This is a genomic window from Sandarakinorhabdus sp. (genome assembly GCF_051860625.1).
In the GTDB taxonomy this organism is placed as follows: Bacteria; Pseudomonadota; Alphaproteobacteria; order Sphingomonadales; family Sphingomonadaceae; genus Sandarakinorhabdus.
Map to the genome: position 1 here is coordinate 75,544 of NZ_JBHYDQ010000005.1, position 20,961 is coordinate 96,504.

General features: G+C 66.6%; 19 protein-coding genes and 1 tRNA gene. 15 read left to right on the forward strand and 5 right to left on the reverse strand.

Annotation, left to right across the window (positions count from 1 at the left end; genetic code table 11):
* Positions 1-91: 91 nt before the first annotated feature.
* Both ACTIEZ_RS06525 and ACTIEZ_RS06530 read left to right on the forward strand, forming a co-directional pair.
* Entirely contained in the window at positions 92-1,903 is a 1,812-nt protein-coding gene (locus ACTIEZ_RS06525) for an aminopeptidase P family protein (RefSeq protein ID WP_439545856.1), read from the forward strand.
* Positions 1,904-2,158: 255 nt separating this feature from the next.
* Positions 2,159-2,722: a glutathione peroxidase gene (locus ACTIEZ_RS06530; RefSeq protein WP_439545857.1), complete on the forward strand. Its 564-nt coding sequence runs from the start codon at positions 2,159-2,161 to the stop codon at positions 2,720-2,722.
* Here ACTIEZ_RS06530 and ACTIEZ_RS06535 read toward each other — a convergent pair.
* Positions 2,719-2,901: a hypothetical protein gene (locus ACTIEZ_RS06535; RefSeq protein WP_439545858.1), complete on the reverse strand. Its 183-nt coding sequence runs from the start codon at positions 2,899-2,901 to the stop codon at positions 2,719-2,721. The genes ACTIEZ_RS06530 and ACTIEZ_RS06535 overlap by 4 nt on opposite strands.
* 125 nt (positions 2,902-3,026) lie before the next feature.
* Here ACTIEZ_RS06535 and ACTIEZ_RS06540 point away from each other — a divergent pair.
* Positions 3,027-3,101, forward strand: a tRNA-Thr gene (locus tag ACTIEZ_RS06540).
* Positions 3,102-3,147: 46 nt separating this feature from the next.
* Entirely contained in the window at positions 3,148-3,582 is a 435-nt protein-coding gene (locus ACTIEZ_RS06545) for a hypothetical protein (protein WP_439545859.1), read from the forward strand.
* On the opposite strand, the gene ACTIEZ_RS06550 is transcribed toward ACTIEZ_RS06545, so the two are convergent.
* Positions 3,566-4,660 carry an NAD(P)/FAD-dependent oxidoreductase gene (locus ACTIEZ_RS06550; RefSeq protein ID WP_439545860.1) on the reverse strand — a complete coding sequence of 365 codons (1,095 nt, stop codon included), beginning with the start codon at positions 4,658-4,660 and terminating at the stop codon, positions 3,566-3,568. The two genes, ACTIEZ_RS06545 and ACTIEZ_RS06550, sit on opposite strands and share 17 nt — an antisense overlap.
* 74 nt (positions 4,661-4,734) lie before the next feature.
* Here ACTIEZ_RS06550 and ACTIEZ_RS06555 point away from each other — a divergent pair, with 74 nt between their 5' ends.
* On the forward strand, positions 4,735-5,619 hold the full coding sequence (locus ACTIEZ_RS06555) for a polysaccharide deacetylase family protein (protein ID WP_439545861.1): 885 nt from the start codon (positions 4,735-4,737) through the stop codon (positions 5,617-5,619).
* On the opposite strand, the gene ACTIEZ_RS06560 is transcribed toward ACTIEZ_RS06555, so the two are convergent.
* The 3 genes from ACTIEZ_RS06560 to ACTIEZ_RS06570 form a co-directional block, all read right to left on the reverse strand.
* Positions 5,620-6,396 (reverse strand): IclR family transcriptional regulator domain-containing protein, encoded by a 777-nt coding sequence (locus tag ACTIEZ_RS06560; protein WP_439545862.1) that lies wholly within the window; start codon positions 6,394-6,396, stop codon positions 5,620-5,622.
* A 110-nt stretch (positions 6,397-6,506) separates the two neighbouring features.
* On the reverse strand, positions 6,507-8,027 hold the full coding sequence (gene gcvPB, locus ACTIEZ_RS06565) for an aminomethyl-transferring glycine dehydrogenase subunit GcvPB (protein WP_439545863.1): 1,521 nt from the start codon (positions 8,025-8,027) through the stop codon (positions 6,507-6,509).
* On the reverse strand, positions 8,024-9,403 hold the full coding sequence (locus ACTIEZ_RS06570; protein WP_439545864.1) for a hypothetical protein: 1,380 nt from the start codon (positions 9,401-9,403) through the stop codon (positions 8,024-8,026). The genes gcvPB and ACTIEZ_RS06570 overlap by 4 nt, the downstream gene beginning before the upstream one ends.
* A gap of 97 nt (positions 9,404-9,500) precedes the next feature.
* On the opposite strand from ACTIEZ_RS06570, the gene ACTIEZ_RS06575 reads away from it, so the two are divergent.
* The 10 genes from ACTIEZ_RS06575 to ACTIEZ_RS06620 all read left to right on the forward strand — a co-directional run bounded on the left by ACTIEZ_RS06575 (position 9,501) and on the right by ACTIEZ_RS06620 (position 20,955).
* A complete protein-coding gene (locus ACTIEZ_RS06575) occupies positions 9,501-10,976 on the forward strand; it encodes a class I adenylate-forming enzyme family protein (protein WP_439545865.1) in 1,476 nt (491 codons plus the stop codon).
* 70 nt (positions 10,977-11,046) lie between these two features.
* Complete coding sequence (gene ald, locus ACTIEZ_RS06580) at positions 11,047-12,159, forward strand: alanine dehydrogenase (RefSeq protein WP_439545866.1); 1,113 nt, start codon at positions 11,047-11,049, stop codon at positions 12,157-12,159.
* Positions 12,160-12,162: 3 nt separating this feature from the next.
* Positions 12,163-12,939 carry an SDR family NAD(P)-dependent oxidoreductase gene (locus ACTIEZ_RS06585; RefSeq protein ID WP_439545867.1) on the forward strand — a complete coding sequence of 259 codons (777 nt, stop codon included), beginning with the start codon at positions 12,163-12,165 and terminating at the stop codon, positions 12,937-12,939.
* Positions 12,936-14,624 carry an FAD-dependent oxidoreductase gene (locus ACTIEZ_RS06590; protein WP_439545868.1) on the forward strand — a complete coding sequence of 563 codons (1,689 nt, stop codon included), beginning with the start codon at positions 12,936-12,938 and terminating at the stop codon, positions 14,622-14,624. The genes ACTIEZ_RS06585 and ACTIEZ_RS06590 overlap by 4 nt, the downstream gene beginning before the upstream one ends.
* Positions 14,621-16,099 (forward strand): ABC transporter substrate-binding protein/permease, encoded by a 1,479-nt coding sequence (locus tag ACTIEZ_RS06595; RefSeq protein WP_439545869.1) that lies wholly within the window; start codon positions 14,621-14,623, stop codon positions 16,097-16,099. Before ACTIEZ_RS06590 ends, ACTIEZ_RS06595 begins: the two co-directional genes overlap by 4 nt.
* Positions 16,099-16,785 (forward strand): amino acid ABC transporter permease, encoded by a 687-nt coding sequence (locus ACTIEZ_RS06600; protein WP_439545870.1) that lies wholly within the window; start codon positions 16,099-16,101, stop codon positions 16,783-16,785. The genes ACTIEZ_RS06595 and ACTIEZ_RS06600 overlap by 1 nt, the downstream gene beginning before the upstream one ends.
* Positions 16,763-17,500, forward strand: a complete 738-nt coding sequence (locus ACTIEZ_RS06605; protein ID WP_439545871.1) for an amino acid ABC transporter ATP-binding protein — start codon at positions 16,763-16,765, stop codon at positions 17,498-17,500. The genes ACTIEZ_RS06600 and ACTIEZ_RS06605 overlap by 23 nt, the downstream gene beginning before the upstream one ends.
* A gap of 88 nt (positions 17,501-17,588) precedes the next feature.
* Positions 17,589-18,533 (forward strand): dihydrodipicolinate synthase family protein, encoded by a 945-nt coding sequence (locus ACTIEZ_RS06610; protein WP_439545872.1) that lies wholly within the window; start codon positions 17,589-17,591, stop codon positions 18,531-18,533.
* Positions 18,530-19,627, forward strand: a complete 1,098-nt coding sequence (locus ACTIEZ_RS06615) for an oxidoreductase (RefSeq protein WP_439545873.1) — start codon at positions 18,530-18,532, stop codon at positions 19,625-19,627. Before ACTIEZ_RS06610 ends, ACTIEZ_RS06615 begins: the two co-directional genes overlap by 4 nt.
* Entirely contained in the window at positions 19,624-20,955 is a 1,332-nt protein-coding gene (locus tag ACTIEZ_RS06620) for a M24 family metallopeptidase (RefSeq protein WP_439545874.1), read from the forward strand. The genes ACTIEZ_RS06615 and ACTIEZ_RS06620 overlap by 4 nt, the downstream gene beginning before the upstream one ends.
* Positions 20,956-20,961 lie beyond the last annotated feature (6 nt).

The following is a 20,961-nucleotide window of genomic DNA, read 5'->3' on the forward strand; positions in this document are numbered from 1 at the left end:
CAGCGGTGATCAGGCGCATCAAATATCCCGTGCTTGAGGCGCACTGCCAGCACGCCTATCTGAAGGGGCTTAGATAAAGGGTTGAACTGCCATGTCCATCACCGCCGCCCGCCTTGCCGCCCAGAGACTCTCTGCGCTGCGTGCGCAATTGGTCCATAATGGCCTCGCCGGCTTCGTCGTGCCGCTGACCGATGAACATATGAGCGAATATGTCGGCGAATATGCGCAGCGGCTGGCCTGGCTCACCGGCTTTGGCGGCTCGGCCGGCAGTGCCGCCGTGCTGGCATCGCGCGCTGCGATGTTCACCGATGGCCGTTACACCGTGCAGGTGCGCCAACAGGTCGCCGGCGATCTGTTCGAGTATCAGGACGTTCCCGCCACCAGCGCCGCGCAGTGGCTGGCCGAGCATGTGGAGGCCGGCCAGCGCATTGGCCATGATCCCTGGCTGCACACCCGGGCCTGGGCGCAGGGCACGGCAACCTTGCTGCAGGCCAAGGGCGCCGAACTGGTTGCCGTGGCCGCCAACCCGATCGACGCCGTCTGGCACGACCGGCCGGCACCGTCGGCAGCGCCGCTGGAACTGCACGATGAGACCTTCGCCGGGCGCAGCCACGCCGACAAGCGCGCCGACATCGCCGCCTGGCTGCAGGCGCGTGCCGCCGACGCCGTGGTGATCGCCGCGCTGGATTCCATCGCCTGGCTGCTCAATATCCGCGGCCGCGATGTGGCGCGCACGCCGGTGGCGCTGGCCTTTGCCGTGGTGCACGCCGATGCCAGTGTCGATCTGTTCACCGCGCCGGCGAAGATCACCCCCGCTGTGCGCGCGCATCTGGGCCCGGACATACGCTGCCAGCCGCGCGACCAGTTCGAAGCTGCCCTCAACGCCATGGCCGGCAAGACGGTGATCGCCGATCCGCAAAGCTGCGTGGCGGCGATCTTTGCCGCGCTGGAGGCTGGCGGCGCACGAATCCGTGAAGCGCGTGACCCGTGCGTGCTGCCGCGCGCCATCAAGAATGACGTTGAAATCGCCGGCACCACGGCCGCGCATGTGCGTGACGGCGCCGCGCTCACCCGTTTCCTGGCCTGGTTCGACCATGAAGCACCAAAGGGCGGCCTCGATGAACTGAGCGCGGCCGAACGGTTGCGCCAGTTCCGCGCCGAGACCAACAGCCTGGAGGACCTGTCCTTCGACACCATCTCTGCGGCCGGCCCCAACGCTGCGCTGCCGCATTACCGGGTGAGTGCGCAGACCAACCTGCCCATCACCCGCGACAGTATCTATCTGGTCGATTCCGGTGGCCAGTATCGCGATGGCACCACCGATGTGACACGCACCATCGCTGTCGGCACGCCCAGCCCCGAAATGCGCGATCGCTTCACCCGCGTGCTGAAGGGCCATATCGCGCTCGCCCGTGCGCTGTTCCCGGCCGGCACCAAGGGCGTGCAACTCGATGCACTGGCGCGTCAGCATCTGTGGATGGCGGGGCTGGATTATGCGCACGGCACCGGGCACGGGGTCGGCAGCTATCTGTCCGTCCACGAAGGCCCGCAGCGCATCGCCGCGGCCTGGTCGGCGCAGCCGGGCAATGACGAACCGTTGCAGCCGGGGATGATCCTGTCCAACGAGCCGGGCTATTACAAGCAGGGCGCCTATGGCATCCGCATCGAAAATCTGGTGCTGGTGGAATCGCGCGAGGTGCCCGGCGCCGAGCGGGACATGATGGGATTCCGCGAACTGACGCTGGCGCCGATCGACCGCCGGCTGGTGGATGTGGCGCTGCTCAGCGCCGAAGAGCGGGTTTGGTGGAATGATTATCATGCGCGCGTGGCGGCCGAGATCGGGCCATTGCTGACCGATGCGGAGGAGCAGGCGTGGTTGGAGCAGGCCTGCGCGCCGCTTTGAGATGCAACGGACGATCTTCCGAACAAAGTGACCAGTTATCGCGGACTTGATCCGGGATGACTGGGATCAGCGCCACGCCATGCGCTTCGTTGGAGGCATTGGTCCCATGGGTCCCGGATCAAGTCCGGGATGACTGATTTCTGTTGAGACGCGGGCCCACGCGCAAAGACGCCCCGCGACCCTGCGTCACCCTACGCCTTCGCGCCGGTGCGACATCATGCTATGCCACCACCAACTTTGGATGGGAGAAACGACATGATGAAGCAGATCACCCCAAGGCTGGCACTCGCCGCCGTTGCCATGGCCGCTCTGGTTGCTGCTGCGCCGGCCGCGCAGAACCTGCACCAGTTCAACCTGAAGACCATCGACGGCAAGCCGATGCCGATGGCGCAATACAAGGGCAAGGTGGTGCTGCTGGTCAACACCGCGTCGATGTGTGGCTTCACCCCGCAGTATGAAGGCCTGCAGCAGCTCCACGACAGCTACAAGGCCAAGGGCTTCACCGTGATTGGCGTGCCGTCGGGCGATTTCGGCGATCAGGAATATGGCAGCAACAGCGAAGTGAAGCAGTTCTGTGAATCGAAGTTCGGCATCAAGTTCCCGATGACCGAAAAGGCTGTCGTCAAGGGTGCCAAGGCCATCCCGCTTTACAAATGGGCGGCGAACACGCTGGGTGAGGAACAGACCCCGCAGTGGAACTTCCACAAATATCTGATCGGCAAGGACGGCAAGCTGATCACCGCTTTCGGCACCAAGACCACGCCAACCGCGCCGGAAGTGACCGCCGCCGTCACCAAGGCGCTGGCCGCCAAGGGCTAATCGGAATCGCGGGCGGGATGCCGGTCCTTGCTGAGGTCAGCCGAATTGTTTGATGGGTGCTGATCCTCAAGTGGATCAGCACGCCCGCCCACACCCTTGCGCTTGCGCAAATTCGCCCGCAGCGCCGCCGCCAGCCGTTCAGCGCGCGCTTGCGCCTGTTTATCGGGTTCCTTGGTCATTCCCCTGTTCTAGCCGATTGCCCCGCGTCCGTCAGCGCATCCCTCAACGCTTGACACCATGGCGGGGCTTGGCCATAGGGCCGCTTCCTGACGGGTCAGCCCGGCAGGCTCAAGCGTGGGGCCGTGCTGCCGTAGCTCAGTGGTAGAGCGCATCCTTGGTAAGGCTGAGGTCGGGAGTTCAATCCTCCCCGGCAGCACCACCCCCCGCTTCCCTTATGTTCGTCTGGCCATGACAGAGTGCCCGTCATGCATGATCGCGCTGCCATCACGCGGATCGGCGAAGGCCTGATTGCCGCCACCCTGCCCAAGCCGGAATGGACCCACGCCGCGCATGTGGCGGCAGCCGTGCACATCATCATGGCCCGGCCCGACATCGATCCCGAAGCCGACATGCCCGGCCTGATCCGCCGCTACAATGTCGCCTGCGGCGTCGTGAACAGCGATACCATGGGCTATCACCACTCGATCACCCTCGCCTCCATCGCCGCGGTGCGCGCCGGGCTGGCGCTGGCGCCGGCAGGCGATCTGGCCGCGCAGCTTGCCTGGCTGATGGGCGGCATGCTGGGCGACAAATATTGGCCGGAGCGCTTCTGGCATTACGACACATTGTTCAGCCCGGCAGCGCGGTTGGGCTGGCTGGCGCCGGATCGGGCGCGATTGCCGTTCAGTGTACGGGTGTGAACGCCGCCCAATCGACCCCGGACGGCGGCGATATCCCCTGCACCTGCGCGGCCACCGCCAGGCTTGCCGCTGGCCCGCCGGAAAAGCCCATCCACGGCACATAGTTGATGAATACGCCCGGCGCCTGGGGCAGCTCACCGATGATCGGCAGCCAATCGTCGGTGCCGTTGACGAACGCCGCCCAGCTGCGCACCAGTTGCAGCCCGCCCAACGCCGGCACCACCCGCGCCGCCACGCCCAAATTGCGGCTGAGATTGGCCATGTCCACCTGCGGGCGGCCCTGTTCGTCCAGCCGCGCATCCCAGCCACCGCCGATCAGCAGCGTGCCATTCTTCGCCTGTTTCAGGGTCAGTTTGGCGCCGGCGCAATAGACAAGATGCGGCACCAGCGGCGCTGCCGGCTCGGTGACGCTGACCTGAATCGGAAAGGCCTGGATCGGCAGATGCGCGCCCAGCGGCGCCGCCAGCCGCCCGGTGGCACTGCCGGCCGCCAGCACATAGGCCTCTCCGTCGCGGGCAATCGCCACATCACCGGTACCTGCCTCGATGACCGCACCCGCTGCCGCTGCGGCACGCGCCACGGCGGGCGTCACCACCAGCGGATTGGCCTTGCCCTCCCCTGCACAAAAGGCGCCGCCGACGGCATCCCTGCCGAGATAAGGTGCCAACGCCTGCAGCGCGAATTGGTCGAGCAGATCGATCTCCAGCCCGGCGGCGCGCTCGATGGCCACTTTCGCGCGGATTTCCGCCATTTCCCTCTCGCTGTGCGCCACCAGCAGGCCGCCGCCGAAATGCACTTCCAGATCAGCGCCAAGCAGCGCTTCCATCTCACGCCACAGCAGCAGCGACTCCTTCAGCATCGTCACCGCTGGCGCAAAGCGTGTCGCCCAGCCTTCGCCCAGGGTGCGAAACGGATCGTGCGGGATTTGCGCGTGGAGGCTGCCGGCATTGGCGCTACTGGCCTGGCCGCCGATCACCCCGGCCTCGATCACGCGCACCGCCACGCCGGCGCGCGCCAGGTGCAGCGCGGTCAGGCAACCGGCCAGTCCGCCGCCGACAACGATCACTTCATCTGACATACTATCCGGGAATCCTGTGCAAATAGCGGCGATTGCTGCATCAAGCACACACACAACGCCGGTGAAAGCGCGACATGATCGAACAACCCTGGACGCAGAGCGAAGCCGATGTGCGCAAGTTGATCGGCCGGGTGCGCGCCGGCCAGTCGCTGCGCCCGGCGCAGTGGCCAGGCGGCGCCCGCGCGGCGGTCGCGCTCAGCTTCGATTGCGATCATGAATGTTTCGAGCTGGGCGGCGGCGGTGCTGCAATGGGCCGGCTGGCATGGGGCGAATTTGGCCGCCGCGTCGGCGTACCGCGCATCCTCGCTGTGCTCGCCCGCCACAATGTGCCGGCCAGTTTCTTCATGCCGGCGATGTGTGCACTGCTCGATCCCGACGAGAGCCGGCGCATCGTCGGTGCCGGCCACGAGTTGGGCCTGCACGGCTGGATTCACGAGAACAACAGCAAGCTCGATGCCGCCACCGAGCGCGATCTGATGCTGCGCGCCCATGATGTGATCGCACCGTTGGCCGGCGGCGGGCGCCTTGGCTTTCGTTCGGCCAACTGGGATTTGTCAGCCAACACCATCGAAATCGTCGCCGAAATGGGCTTGGCCTATGACTCATCGCTGATGGCCGACGATGATCCCTATGAACTCAATATCGACGGCCGGCCGAGCGGGCTTGTGGAAATTCCGGTCGAATGGCTGCGTGATGATGCCGTCTATCTGCTGTTCAACCGCAATCCCGCCACGCGGCCATGGACGCCGCCGGACCAGGTATTCGATATCTTCGCGCGTGAACTGGATGGCGCGATCGCTGATGGCGGCCTGTTCCAGCTGGTGATGCACCCGTTCGTCATCGGTTATCGCAGCCGCATCTGGATCCTGGAGGCGCTGATCGAGCGGGCGCAGGGCCGGGTGTGGTTCGCCACCCATAAACAGGTGGCCGAATGGGTCGCGCAGCAGGCCGGCCTGTGATTACAGCCCGCTGGTGATCGCCTGAGATGCCGCCAGCAATTGCGGCAATATCTGCTTGCGCATCTCGTCCTGGGTCATGCGCGAGGAGGGGCAGCAGACATTCAGCGCCGCCATCACCCGGCCTTCGGCGCTGCGGATCGGCACCGAGATCGAACCGAGGCCGATTTCCAGTTCCTGATCGACGATGCTGTAGCCTTCGCGCCCGGCCCGTTCGATCTCGCTGCGCAACTTTGCCTTGGAGGTCAGCGTGTGCGGCGTGAACAGCTTCAGCTTCACCCGGTCCAGATAGCGGGTCAGCGCGTCTTCCGGCTCGGCCGCCAGCAGCACCCGCCCGGTCGACACCGCATGCGCCGACGCGCGGCCACCCACCGCCACCGACACGCTGACGAACCGATCCGATCGCGCGCGCGCCACATAGGTCACGTCTTCACCGGTCAACACCGCGCAAAACACCGATTCGTTCAGGGTGCGCGCCAATTCATTCATCACTGGCTGCGCCACATCGAGGATGCCCATCGACGACAGCGCCGAATAGCCAAGCTCCAGCACCTTGGGCTTCAGGCTGAAGATCTTCTCGTCCTTTTCGGCATAGCCTTCACGGACCAGCGTCAGCAGCAGGCGGCGCACGGTGGCACGGGTCAGGCCGGTTTCCTGCGCCACCTCGCTCAGCGTCATGCGCGGGCGGGTCCGGGTGAAGGCGCAAATCACATCGAGGCCGCGTGCCAGCGAATTGACATAGTCGCGGTCAGTCAGATCGTCGATTTCGGCCACATTCATCCGTAATTCGCCTTCAGATCTTGCACGCACACCGAGTCTAGCGGCGAATGTGCGGCGATGCACAGGGATTTCACCGCCTGTGCAAGCCCGAACATGGCCGCAGCATCACGTCAATCGCCGGGCAGCGCGTTGCCATGCTTGCGGCGCCACGCTGCCCAGGTCGTCGCCCAATTGGCCGGATCATCGAGGTTGGTATCGTCCAGCTTGCCCACCACCTGGTTATAGGGTGCATTACGAACCAGCGCCGGATCGCGATAGGCTTCCTCGATCACCTGGGCCAGACCATCGATCCAGTAATCGATATCCTCCTGGCTCCACATTTCGCCAGCTTCGGGCGTGAACGGCTGCGGCACGATCCACGGTTCATGGCTGAGCCAGAAGGCATCGATGCCGAAATCCGCCATGCGGTTCTGCACCTCCACCGCGCTGATGCCGGTGTCTTCGAACAAGGTGCCAAGGCTGTAGCGGGTCATCTCCAGCCGCGGCAGCGCCTGATCAGGGTGCGATCGGGTGACGCCGCGCAAGCCCAGCAGCCGGGTTTCCATATAATTGTTGAGCAGCACCGACATGTCGGACGCATCGGCCAGCCCCTCAGCCCCCATCGCGCGGAGCCACGCCCAGGCCTTCACCACCTGCTGCAGATTGCCCATATATTCGCGCACCCGCGCCGCCATCTGCGCCGGCTGTTCCAGCGCATAATGCCCATCGCTGTGCGTGACCAGCGGGCCAGGCAGAAACGGCGCCAGTTCGGCGGTGCAGCCATAAGCGCCCACCGCCGGCCCGCCGCCGCCCTTCGACACGCCGAACGTCTTGTGCAGCATGAACATGCAGGCATCGAAACCGAGATCGCGCGCGCGGATCTTGGTCATCACGCCGTTGAAATTGGCATGATCATAAAAGGCCAGCGCGCCGGCCTGCTTGGTAAGCCGCACCCATTCGGTGATTTCGGGATTGTAGACGCCCATATCGTCCGGGTTGTTGATCATCAGGGCCGCGGTGTTCGGGCCAAGCGCGGCCTGCAGCGCCTCCAGGCTGGGATAGCCGTTCGCGCCCAACGGCAGGGTGATGATCTCATAGCCGGCCGTGGCGGCGGTGGCCGGATTGCACGGGTGGCTTTGCAGGCTGGTGATGATCTGGGTGCGCTGATTGCCCTGCCCACGCGCTGCATGCCAGGCCCGGGTGATCACCGCCTGCGTCCACGCCGCATCGGCGCCGCCGGCCGCCTGAAAGCTGAAGCGATCCATGCCCGACAGCGCCCGCAGCGCCAGATCGAGACCGTGCACGCATTCCAGCAAGCCCTGCATGGTCTCGGCCGGCTGCTGCGGGTGTACGCCGGCCAAAGCGCGCGCGGCCTGCTCGCCGGCGCGCGGGTTGTATTTCATCGTGCAGGTGCCGAACAGGCTGACCCCCAGCATGCCCATCGTCTGCTGCGACAGCCGCAGATAATGGTGCAGCACTTCGGGCTCAGCGAGTTCCGGCAGATCGGGCGCAGTGGTGCGCGCCAGCCCTTCCGGCACCAGATCGGCGCCGTCTACCAGCGGGAAATGCTGCCCGCGCCGGCCGGGCGCGCCGATGCGGTGGATCAGCGGCTCGTCCCAGCTTGCAGCCTGAAAGCGACGCAGCTTGCTCATGCCAGGACCTCCGCCAGCGCCGCACCAAGCCGGGCGATGTCGGCCTCATCATGGCATTCGGTTACGGCAAACAGCGCGCGATGCGTGTCGATGGCGATGCCGCCCAATATATCGTGACCGTCCAACAGCGCGGCATTGATGCTGGCCACATCACGGCCGGTGCCGGCGAAATCCACCACCACCTCCTTGAAGATGCCGCGCGTCACCGGCACCGTCACGCCCGGTACCGCCGCCAGCGTGTCCGCCAGCAGCGCGGTGCGCGCGAGGATCAGCCGCCCCAGCTCGGCAAAGCCGGCCGGCCCGAGCAGCGCCATGTACGCCGCCGCCGCAATCGCCCACAAATAGGTGCTGTTGCCGGTCCAGTCCTTGCCCAATTCCCGGCTGCCATAGCTGGACTGGTGGAACAGCATCAGCCCGAACCCCATCTGGCCATCGACCGTTGTGGCCAGACTGTTCAACAGCGTCGGATATTCGGCGGCAATGCGCGGATCATCCGCACTGGCGATGAAGCCGCCCAGCCCGCCACCGGCATGCATGTGGATGCCCAGCGGCTGGATCGTGCCCACCGCAATATCGACGCCAAGCGCACCGGGCGGCGCGATCACCCCCAGGCAGGACGGATCGATGCCGGCAATCACCAGCGCGCCGGCGCCGTGCGCCTGGGTCGCCAGCGCGGCAGCACCCGTTTCCAGCCCGCCCAGCCACGCCGGATTTTCATAATAAACCGCCGCCACATCATCGCCAAGCATCGCGCCAAGCGCCGCCAGATCGATCCGGCCCGCCGCGTCACAGGGCACCGCCTCCACCAGGATTTGCATCGCCGGATCCACCGATGCGGCATAGCCATCGAGCATCGCGCGCCGCTGCGGACACATTGCCGCCGGTACCAATAGGCGCCGCCTGCCCGTCAGCCGCAACGCCATCCGCGCCGCATGGCCCAGCGCCGCGCCCCACGAATAGACCGGCAGGCCAACCAACTCCATCTCCAGCAGCGCCCCCAACTGGCTGGTGAATTCGAACCACGCCTGGTTGCGGCCGAAATCGCTGCTCGGCGTGCCCCATACCGGGGTCAGGAACTCGCTGCGGCCGACGATTTCATCGACCACCGCCGGCACATGATGCTGCCAGATGCCGCCGCCCAGAAAGCTCAAGCCATCCGCGGCCGGCCGATTGCGTGCCAATGTCTGCTTCAGATAGCGCGCCAGTTCGACCTCGCTGGTCAGCGCCGGCGGCAGGTCCGGCAGCGCCGCCAACCGGTGCGCTGCGGGGATCTGGGCAAACAGGGGCTCGACGTGATCGAGGCCCAACACAGCGAGCAGCGCGGCTTTGCGGTCGTCGGTATCGTTGGGCATGAACGGGTGGGCGCGGCTGGTCATTGCTCTCTTTCGCATTGCAAAGCTTTTGGTCTCGGTGCGCATATCGCACAATATGACATATTGCGCACAATTCTGGCCAGTGTAAGTTAGGGGCAGGATGATGCTGCCAGACCAATTCACGCCCCTGCCCGATCTGATCCGCGCGGCTGCCCGCCAAGGTGACAAGCCGGCGATCATCTGCGGTGATGCCACGCTGGGCTGGGCCGCGCTAGACGCGCGCGTGGATCGCGTGGCCGCAGCCCTGGACCGCGACGGCCTGGGCAAGGGTGACTGCATCGCCATTTCCGCAACGATGCAGCCGGATTATCTGGTGTTGTGGCTGGGCGCGCTGCGTGCCGGGCTGGCCGTGGCGCCGCTGCCGCAATCGGCGACGGCCGACACCATCGCCACGATGGTGGCAGATGCCGACGCCGCACTGTTCTTCGACGATGCCGCGCTGGCTGCTCTCGATACCTGGCTGGCCCCGCCCGGCACCGCAGCGCCCGCCGCCACAGCGCCCGACGTGACGATCGGCCCCGATGATCCGTTCAACCTGATCTACAGCAGCGGCACCACTGGCCGGCCCAAGGGCATCGTGCAGCCGCACCGCCAGCGCTGGGCGCATGTGCAGCGCGGAGTCACCCAGGGCTATGGACCCGATGCGGTCACGCTGGTGGCGACCCCGCTCTACAGCAACACCACGCTGGTCAGCGTGATTCCGACCCTGGGTCTGGGCGGCACATTGGTGTTGCTGCCGAAATTCTCGGTCAGTGATTTCCTTGAACGCGGCGAGCGCCATGGCGCCACCCACACCATGCTGGTGCCCGTGCAATATCGGCGCATCATGGACCACCCGGATTTCGATCGGTTCGACCTGTCGTCCTGGCGCCGAAAATTCTGCACCTCGGCGCCCTTTTCCGCCGCGCTGAAGGCCGATGTGCTGGCGCGCTGGCCCGGTGGCCTCACCGAATATTATGGCATGACCGAAGGTGGCGGCACCTGCATCCTGCAATGCCACGACCACCCCGACAAGCTGAGCACCGTCGGCCAGCCGGCGGCCGGCAGCGATATCCGCATCATCGACGAACAGGGCCAGGAACTGCCGCCCGGTGCTACCGGCGAAGTCGTCGGCCGCTCCCCCGCGATGATGACCGGCTACCACAAACTCCCTGACGCCACCCGCGCCGCCGAATGGTACAGCCCTGACGGTACGCGCTTCATCCGCACCGGCGACATTGGTCGGTTTGATGCCGATGGTTTCCTCACCCTGCTCGATCGCGCCAAGGATGTGGTGATTTCCGGCGGCTTCAACATCTATCCGATTGATCTGGAACAGGTGTTGCTTACCCACCCAGCCGTGCAGGATTGCGCCGTGGTCGGCGTGCCGTCCGACGCCTGGGGCGAATCGCCGGTCGCCTTCGTGGTGCTGCGGGATGAAATCGCGACCGATGTGCTGCTGGCCTGGGCCAATGCCCGGCTCGGCAAGACGCAGCGGCTGATCGCCGTGGAAACCCTGCCCGAACTGCCGCGCAGCGAGATCGGCAAGGTGCTGAAACGCCAGCTTCGCGACGGCTGGCGCAGCCTCCAGCGTTGAGTATCCCGCCAATTGGCCCTAACGCGCTGGCATCATTGCACGCCGCGCCAAACATTCAGGAACATGATTCATGCTCATCGGTGTCCCTCGAGAAATCAAGCGCCACGAATATCGCGTCGGCCTGACCCCGGGCAGCGTGCGTGAATGCGTGGTGCATGGTCACAGCGTGCTGGTCGAAACCGGCGCGGGGGCCGGCATCGGCGCCGATGATGCGGCCTATGTGGCGGCCGGTGCCGAAATCGCGCCCGACGCCGCCAGCGTGTTTGCCCGCGCCGACATGGTGGTGAAGGTGAAGGAGCCGCAGGCCCCGGAATGGGCCATGCTGCGCGACGGGCAGATCTTGTTCACCTATCTCCATCTCGCCCCCGATCCGGACCAGGCGCACGGCCTGATCGCCAGTGGCTGCACCGCCATCGCCTATGAAACCGTGACCGATGCCGCCGGCCAATTGCCGTTGCTGGCGCCGATGAGCGAAGTCGCCGGGCGCATCGCCATCGAAGCCGCCGGCCAGGCGCTGCGCCGTCACGCTGGCGGCATGGGCCTGTTGCTGGGCGGCGTGCCGGGCGTGAAGCCGGCGCGCGTGGTGATCATCGGCGGCGGCGTGGTCGGCACCCAGGCCGCGCGCATGGCGGTGGGGCTTGGCGCCGAAGTCACCATCATCGATCGCTCGCTGCCGCAATTGCGCAGATTGGATGATCTGTTCGGCGGCCGCGTGCGCACCCGTGCCGGCAGCCGCGCCGTGCTGGAGGAAGAACTGGCCGCCGCCGATGTGGTGGTCGGTGCTGCGCTTGTCGCCGGGGCCAGCGCGCCGAAATTGATCACCCGCGCCGATCTGCAACTGATGACCAAGGGCGCGGTGATCGTCGATGTCGCCATCGATCAGGGCGGCTGCGCCGAAACCAGCCGGCCGACGACGCATGATGACCCCACCTATGAAGTGGATGGCATCATCCATTATTGCGTCGCCAACATGCCCGGCGCCGTGCCGAAAACCAGCAGCACCGCGCTCAACAACGCGACCCTGCCCTATGTGCTGGCGCTGGCCAACAACGGCCTTGCCGCGCTGCACACCGACGCGGGCCTGCGCGCCGGGCTGAACGTGCATCGCGGGCAGATCACCTATGCCGCCGTCGGTGCGGCGCTGGGCCTGCCGCATCATGATCCGCTGGCGGTGCTGGCCTGAGCCATGCGTCCCGCAGTTGACCTGACCGGCAAGACCATCCTGCTCACAGGCGCGTCCAAGGGCATTGGCGCGGCCACCGCCGCCATATTGGGTGCCGCCGGCGCGCATGTGGTGGCGCATTATGGCAGCGACCGCGCTGGCGCCGAAGCCGCGACTGCCGCCATCCCGCCCGAACGCCTGTTGCTGGTGCAGGCCGATCTGGCCGATCTGGACGCGGTGGAGGCGCTGTGGGACGCAGCGCTGGCGTGGCGCGGACGCATCGATGTGCTGGTCAACAACGCCGCGGTGATGGATTTTTCCGGCGGCATCGATGCACCGCTGGAAATCTGGGATGCGGTGTGGGACGCAGCGCTGACCGTGAATGTGAAGGCGCCGTCTCGTCTGATGCGCCGCGCCGTGCAGCATTATCTCTCCGAAGGTGGCGGCGCGGTGATCAGCATCGGCAGTTGGGCGGCGCAGCGCGGCGTCACCAACCCTGCCACCATCGCTTATGGCGCCTCGAAAGCCGCCATTCGCGCTGCCACCCAGTCCATTGCCCGCGCCTACGCCCGGCAGAAAATCCTCGCCTATGTGATCACGCCCGGCGTGGTGCGCACGCGGCTTTCCGAACAATTCGCCGCCACCAATGGTGGGGAGGCCGCCGTTTCAGCAACATTGGCCAGCGGCGAATGGGTGACGCCGGATGAACTCGGCCGGCTGGTGGCGTTCCTGGCGTCGGGCGCGGTGCCGCAATTGTCGGGGGCGACCCTGGACGTCAACGGCGCGAGCTATATCCGATGATGCGTGTGGGCCTGCCTGGCGTGCAGCGGGTGGGTGCCGGGTTCGGCCTGCTGTTCGAAGGCCGCACCATCCGGGCCTGGCCCGGCGAGACGCTGGCCGCAGCATTGCTCTCCGCCGGCGAACCGGTGCTTCGGCAAACCGCAAAGGGTGACGGGCGCGGCGTGTTTTGCGGCATGGGCGTGTGCGGCGAATGCACGATGCTGGTCGATGGCAAGGCGCGGCGCACCTGCATGACAGCGGCAGCGCCCGGCCAGTTGGTGGAGCCGCTGCCGGCGCGCGTGCAGGCCACGGCACAGGCGGCCAAGGCGCAGTCCCACCATGATTGCGATCTGCTGGTCATCGGCGCTGGCCCGGCTGGTCTTGCCGCCACGCTGGCGGCGCGCGCTGCCGGCCTGTCGGTGATCCTGGTGGACGAACGCGCCAAGCCCGGCGGCCAGTATTTCAAGCAACCCGGCGAGGGCCTGGCGCTCGACAGTGCCGCGCTGGACCGGCAATTTTCGGCAGGCCGCGCGCTGATTGCCGAGGTCGCCGCCAGCGGCGCCGCGATCTGGCGGGAAAGCCAGGCCTGGCACGCCGCGCCGGCCGACGATGGCGTGACCGTGGCGATCACCACCCCCGACGGGCCGGCGCAGGTGCGCGCCCGCCGGCTGGTGGTCGCCGCCGGCGCCATGGAGCGGCCGTGGCTGGTGCCCGGTTGGACCCTGCCCGGCGTGATGACCACCGGTGCTGCCCAAACGCTGGTGCGCGGCAGCGCCACTGCGCCCGGCCGCAATGTGCTGATCGCCGGCAATGGCCCGCTCAACCTGCAATTGGCCTGCGAACTGCTGGCGGCGGGCATCAACATCTTGGCGGTGGTTGAGCAGGCGCGGCGGCCAGGCCCGGCGCTATTGGGCGCCTTGCTGAACATGCTGACGAGCCACAGCGGCCTGGCGCTCACCGGCGCGGCGCAGGTTGCCAAGTTGGCCAGCGCCGGCGTGCCCTTGCTGTTTGGCCATGTCGTGACCCAGATCACCGGCAGCGACCGTGCCGAGCGTGTGGCGGTGGTGTCAGCCGCCGGCAAGGAACGCTGGTTCGATGTCGACGCGGTCTGCATCGGCGCCGGCTTTCAGGCGCAGGCCGAGCTGCCGCGCGCGCTCGGCTGTGCGATGGCCGCCGATGGCCTTTCGGTGCAGCGCGACGACAGCGGCCGCACGTCGGTGCCAGCAGTCTTTGTCGCCGGCGATGGCGGCGGGCTCGGCGGCGCCGTGGCGGCGCAGGCGCAGGGCTGGCTGGCCGGCGCGGCGGCTGCCCGCGATCTGATCGGCGCCTTGCCGACTGCGCTGGCCAGCCAGGACGCCAAGGCCCGCCGCGAACTGGCGCGTGCACAGCGTTTTCAGCGCGGCCTGTGGCAGTTGTTCGCGCCCGCCGGCCCGACCGCGCCGCCGACCACGCCGGACACATTGGTCTGTCGCTGCGAATCGGTGTCGCTGGCCCGGATCGATGCGCTGATCGCGGCCGGTGAGCGCGACATCGGCAGCATCAAGCGCGCCACCAGGCTGGGCATGGGTCGCTGCCAGGGCCGCTATTGCGCGCCGTGGCTGGCGGCGCGGCTGGCACAGGCCGGCAGCCCGCCCGATCTGTTTGCGCCGCGCCCGCCGTTCAAGCCGGTGACCATCGCCGCCATCGCCGCGGTGAACGACGCATGATGCGTGCGATCATCGCCCTGATTTTCCTGCTGCTGGCGCTGCCGGCTGCCGCGCGCGACCTGGCGGAGATCAAGGCCAGCGGCGTGTTGCGCGTTGGCGTCAATCCCAATTTCCCGCCGATGAGCAGCTATGGCCCCACCGGCCAGTTGCAGGGTTTCGATGTCGATGTCGCCCGCGCGCTGGCGAAACGGCTGGGCGTGCGCGCCGAACTGGTGCCCACCGAATCGGCCAGCCGGGTGCCCTTCCTGGTGTCGGGCCGCATCGATGTCTCGCTGGGCGCGCTCACCATCACGCCGGAACGCCGCGCGTTGATCGACTTTTCAGTGCCGCTGCACGCCGAAGCCATGGGGGTGATCACCACCGATCGGCTGACCGTCACGCGCTGGCAGGAGCTGAACCGCAGCGACGTCACGCTGGTCAACATGCGCGGCAACCAGTCGGTGGGGGTGCTCGCCGAAAAACTGCCTTTGCCCAAGACCCTGCTGGTCGATGGCAATGCCGATACGATCCGCGCGATTGCGCAGGGCCGCGCCGATGCGCTGGTCGAGAATGTCGATTTCTTCCTTGGCTTCACCAAGCTTTATCCCGACATCAAATGGCGGGTGCTGCCCGAACCGATCTTCACCGCCTGGTGCGGCATTGGCCTGGCCAAGGGCAATGAGCCGCTGCGTGCCGCCATCGATACCGCCCTGATCGCCTTGCACCGCGACGGCAGCATCGGTGAGCTGTGGACCACGGCCTATGGCGCGCCGATGAGCGTGCCGCCCAGCGCCGAACAATTGCGCCCGGTCGCCGCCAGCGTGGGCGGTGGCGGCTATCGCTTCGATTGGCAGCCGGTGCTCGCCGCGCTGCCCTATCTGGCTGGCGGAGCGTTGGTGTCCTTGCAGATCGCTGGCATCGCCTTTGCCGCCGGCGCGGTGCTCGGCCTCGGGCTGGCGCTGGCCCGGCTGAATGGCCCGGCCTGGGCGCAGCGCGCGGCCAGCGCCTATGTCTCGGCGATCACCAACACGCCGGCGCTGGTACAGATTTTCCTGCTCTATTACGCGCTGCCTGATGCCGGGGTGCTGCTGCCGGCGTTCGTGGCCGTCACGCTCGGCCTCACGCTCAACGCTGCGGCCTATCTGGCTGACATCCTGCGCGGCGGCATCGCGGCGCTGCGTGCGGCGGAGCTGGAGGCCGCCGCCGTGCTCGGCCTCTCACCCTTCGATCGGCTGCGTTTCGTGATGCTGCCGGCCATCGTCACCACCGTCTATCGCCCGCTCGCCAATTTCTTCATTGTGCTGGTGCTGGGCAGCTCGATGGCCGCGCTGTTCGGCGTCGAGGAGTTGACGGGGCGCGCCATCAACATCTCCACTGCCAATCTGCGCACCATCGAGACATTTGCGGTCACCGGCCTGATCTACATCTTGCTCACCCTGATCGCATCCGCCGCGCTCGGCCTGTTCGGCCGCCATGTGCTGAAGCTGCAGCGCTGATGGCCGGCGCCGACGCCTTTTTCACCGCCGATACCGCCTGGTTCCTGATCCAGGCGCTGGGCCGCACGCTGCTGATGACCGTCATCGGCTGCAGCATCGGGCTTGCCGTAGGCGGCGCGCTGGCCGTGCTGCGCGGCAGCAGAACGCCCTGGCTGGCCCCGGCGCGGGCAGTGGCGGCGCTGCATGTCGAGACGTTCCGCCGCCTGCCGTTTCTGGTCATCCTGATGCTGGTGCTGTTCTGCGTGCAGGCCATCGCGCCCGATCTGTCGGTGATCGGTGTCGCCACCATCGCCGTCACGCTGGCGGCTTCGGCCTATCTGTCCGAAATCGTCCGCGCCGGCCTCGAATCGGTGCCCCAGGCGCAGCGCGACAGCGCCGACATGCTCGGTCTGTCGTGGTTCGACACGCTGCGGCTCGTCATCCTGCCGCAAGCCTGGGGCGTGATCCTGCCGCCCGCCGCCGCCTTCATGGTGATGTTCATCAAGGACACCGCGCTGGCCAGCCATGTCGGCGTTGTCGAGCTGGCGTTCGCCGGCAAGATCATGGTGGGCAAGGGCGTGTCGCCCATGCTCGGCTTCGGCGCTGTGCTGATCCTTTATGCCTTGCTCAGTTGGCCGCTGGGCCGCGCGGCCAAGGCGCTTGAAACCCTGCTGGAGACTCGCCGTGGCGCTGCTCACCATCGCTGATCTCACCGCCGGCTATGGCGGCACGACCATATTGAACGGCGTCAGCCTGACCGCCGAACGCGGCGATATCATCAGCCTGATCGGGCCATCGGGATCGGGCAAATCCACCCTGCTGCGCGTGTTGATGGGTCTGACCCCGGCCAGCAGCGGCAGTGTGATGCTGGATGGCGCGGCGGTCGATTACCGCAGCAAACCGGCGCTCACTGCGCTGCGCCGGCGCATGACCATGGTGTTTCAGCAATATAATCTGTTCCAGAACATGACCGTGCTGGCCAATGTCACGCTCGCCCCGGTGCGGGCGCTCGGTGTGCCAGCCGCCGAAGCCGAAGCGCGTGGCCGCGATCTGCTGGCGCGTGTCGGCCTGGCCGATCATATGGCGAAATATCCGGCGCAATTGTCCGGCGGGCAGCAGCAGCGCGTCGCCATCGCCCGCGCGCTGGCCATGCAGCCCGACATATTGCTGCTCGATGAAGTCACCTCCGCGCTCGATCCCGAACGCGTCGGGGAAGTGCTCGACACCGTGCGCGACCTTGCCGCGACCGGCATCACCATGTTGATCGTCAGCCACGAAATGGCCTTCGTGCGCGAGATTTCCAGCCAGGTGGTGATGATGGACGCCGGCCAGGTCATCGAGCGCGGGCCGCCCGCCACCATGTTCACCGCCCCCACCCAGCCGCGCACCCAGGCCTTCATGCGCGCCATCATCCGTCATTGACGATGCCACCAAGGGATTTTACCCCCGCACTATTGTTCGCTCTGCCATCATTTGTGCGCAAACCGACCATTCAAACAGGGATCTCGTCATGACCAAGCAATTTCGCGGCAGCCATTCGGTGATTGTCACCCCATTCAACGATGATGGCAGCGACATCGATCTGGGGCGCCTCAACGCCTTTCTGGATTGGCAGCATGACTGCGGCGTGCCCGGCGTCATCATCCTGGGCACCACTGGCGAATTTCTGACCATTTCCGATGATGAGCGCCGCCGTCTGGTCGATGCCACCGTCAAGCATGCCGCCGGCCGTTATCAGGTGATGGTGGGCACCATGAACGCCTATACCGCCACCGCCGTGCGCTACAGCCGCGAGGCACAGGATCTTGGCGCCGATGGCCTGATGATCATCCCGCCTTATTACTACACGCCAACCGACGATGAAATCTTCAACTATTACCAGGCGATCTGCGCCGCCGTGCAGGTGCCGATCATGATCTACAACAACCCGTTCACCGCCAATCGCGACATGAAAACCCCGCTGGTCGCCCGGCTGACCGCGGCGTTCGAACAGGTGCGCTACATCAAGGAAGCCAGCCAGGACATCGCCCGCGTGTTCGAGATCGTCGAGGAAACGCATGGGGTGATGAACGTGTTTGCCGGGGAGAAGCCGGTGGAAAGCTTCCTGCTCGGCGCCGTCGGCTATGTGAACCCCTATGGCAATTATCTGCCCTACCAGACGACGCGGATGTGGAACCTGCTGGAGGAAGGCCGCATCAAGGAAGCCGCGCGCATCCAGCATCTGGTGCACAAGTTCGACAAGGTCATCGCCGAAGGCCACCCGACCTATGGCCATCAATGCTATTCCAAGGCGCTCGCCGCTGCCCAGGGCTATCCGGTGGGCGACGTGCGCGATCCGCTGACCAAATTCGCTTCGCTCGGTGAAGAAGGCCGCACCAAGCTGAAGGCCATCCGCGCCGTGTTCGACGAGATCGACGCCGCGCTGATCGAGATTGACGGGCGCGCCGCGGCATGAGTGTGCCCCAACTGTTCACGCCGCTCACCATCCGCGGCGTGACCTTCCCCAACCGCGTGATTCTGTCCCCGATGTGCCAGTATCGCGCGCGTGATGGCCTGGCGCAGCGCTGGCACACCGCCCACCATGGCCGGCTGTCGCTGTCCGGCCTGGGCGGCGCCATCTTCGAAGCCTCGGGCGTCTTGCGCGACGGTCGCATCACGCCGGGCTGCCTGGGCATCTGGAGCGACGCCCATGTTCCGGGCCTCCGCGACCTGACCGCGCTTTATCATGATCAAGGCGTGCCCGTCGGCATCCAGCTCGCCCATGCCGGGCGCAAGGCCGCCGCTGCCACGCCGTTCGATGGCGCACGGCCGCTGCCCGCCGATCATCCCGATTGGTGGGCCAGCGTCGCCCCCAGCCCGATCCCGTTCGGCGATGGCTGGCAGGTGCCGCAACCACTCGACGCCGCCGGGATTGCCGCCGTGATCGACGCTTTCGTTGCCGCCGCCCGGCGCAGCATCGCTGCTGGCTTCGATTTCATCGAACTGCACGGCGCCCACGGCTATCTTGCCGGCAGCTTCTTCTCGCCGGCCAGCAACCAGCGCGACGACGAATATGGCCGGGATCGCGGCCTGTTCGCCGAAACGCTGGTGCGCGCTGTCCGCGCCGCCATTCCCGATTCAATGCCGTTGTTGTGGCGCACGTCCGCCGTCGATACCGGCGTGACCATCGACGACACCGCAAAACTGGCGCAGCGCCTGCACGCCGCCGGTGTCGACCTCGTTGATTGTTCTTCGGGCGGCAGCAGCGGGCCGTCCGGCGTCTCCGGCAGCCCGCCAGCACCCGGTTACATGGTGCCGCTGGCCACGGCCGTGAAAGCCGCCGGCGTGCCGAGCATGGCCGTTGGCCTGATCATGGACGGCACCCTGGCCAATGGCGTGATCGCCGATGGCCGCGCCGATCTGGTGGCGGTGGGGCGCGAGTTGCTGGCCGACAGCAGCTTCGTCTATCGCTGCGCCCGCGAGCTCGGGCTGGAAAAACCGCAGCGGGTGTTGCCGCAGGAACTGCATTTCTGGCTGGAGCGCCGGAAATATGAAGGAATGGACGCATGAAGACATTGATCGCCGCGCTGTTGCTGGCTGTGGCTGGCCCCGCTCTGGCGCAAGACTACCAGCGTCCCGGCGTGCCCAATCTGCGCGACCGCGTCGCTGCCCATGATCGGCTGATCAAGGCGCGGCTCGATACGGTGGTGCCGCGCATCATGCGCGAGGTCGGTGTCGACATGTGGGTGCTGGTCGCCCGCGAATATAACGAGGATCCGGTGGTCAAGGCGATGCTGCCCGCCACCTGGGCATCGGCGCGGCGGCGCATGGTGCTGATCTTCTTCGACAATGGCACCACGGTGGAACGGCTCGCCATTGCCCGCTACCCGGTCGGTGATCTGTTCCCGTCGCTGTGGAACCCCGAAGAACAGCCCGAACAATGGGCCCGCGTCGCCCAGATCATTGCCGAACGTGACCCAAAGCGCATCGCCATCAACATCAGCCGCGATTTCGCGCTGGCCGATGGCATGACCGTTGGCGAGCATCGCCAGTTGGTCACAGCGCTCGGCCCGATGGCCAACCGGCTGGAAAGCCACGACCGCCTGGCACTGGGCGTGCTGGAAACCCGCACCCCCGAAGATATGGACGTCTATCAGGGCATCATGCGCGTCGCGCACAGCCTGATCCCGGAAGGCCTGTCGGAAAAGGTGATCACGCCCGGCGTCACCACCACCCAGGATGTCGTGTGGTGGTATCGCGAACGGCTGGCCGATCTGCGCCAGGATGCCTGGTGTCAGCCGTCGGTCAACATCCAGCGTGCCGACAAGGCAGCGACCACGCCCGGCCAGCAGACGCTGCCCGAAAACACCGTCATCATGCCCGGCGATCTGCTGCACGTCGATTTCTGCGCCGGCATGCTGGGCCTGAAGACCGACACGCAGATGCTGGCCTATGTGCTTCGCCCCGGCGAAACCGAAGCGCCAGCCGGGCTGCGCGCCGGCATGGCTGCGGCTAACAAGGTGCAGGATGCGCTGACGTCATCGTTCCGCACCGGCCTGACCGGCAACCAGTTGCTGACCATCGCGCGCGAAAAGGCGACTGCGCAGGGGCTGAACCCGGTCATCTACACCCACAGCATCGGGCTGAACGGCCACGGCGCCGGGCCGTGGATCGGTGCCTGGGAACGGCAGGACATGATCCCCGGCCTCGGCGAATATGGCATTTATCCCGACACCGCCTGGTCGATCGAACTGACCGCAGTGCACAATGTGCCGGAATGGGGCGACAAGGAAACCCGCTTCCCGCTGGAGGTCGACGGGTTTTTCGATGGCACGGGCTGGCGCTGGATCGATGGGCGGCAGACGGAGCTGCTGCTGATCCCGCGCGCGGCGAAGTAGGGGGGT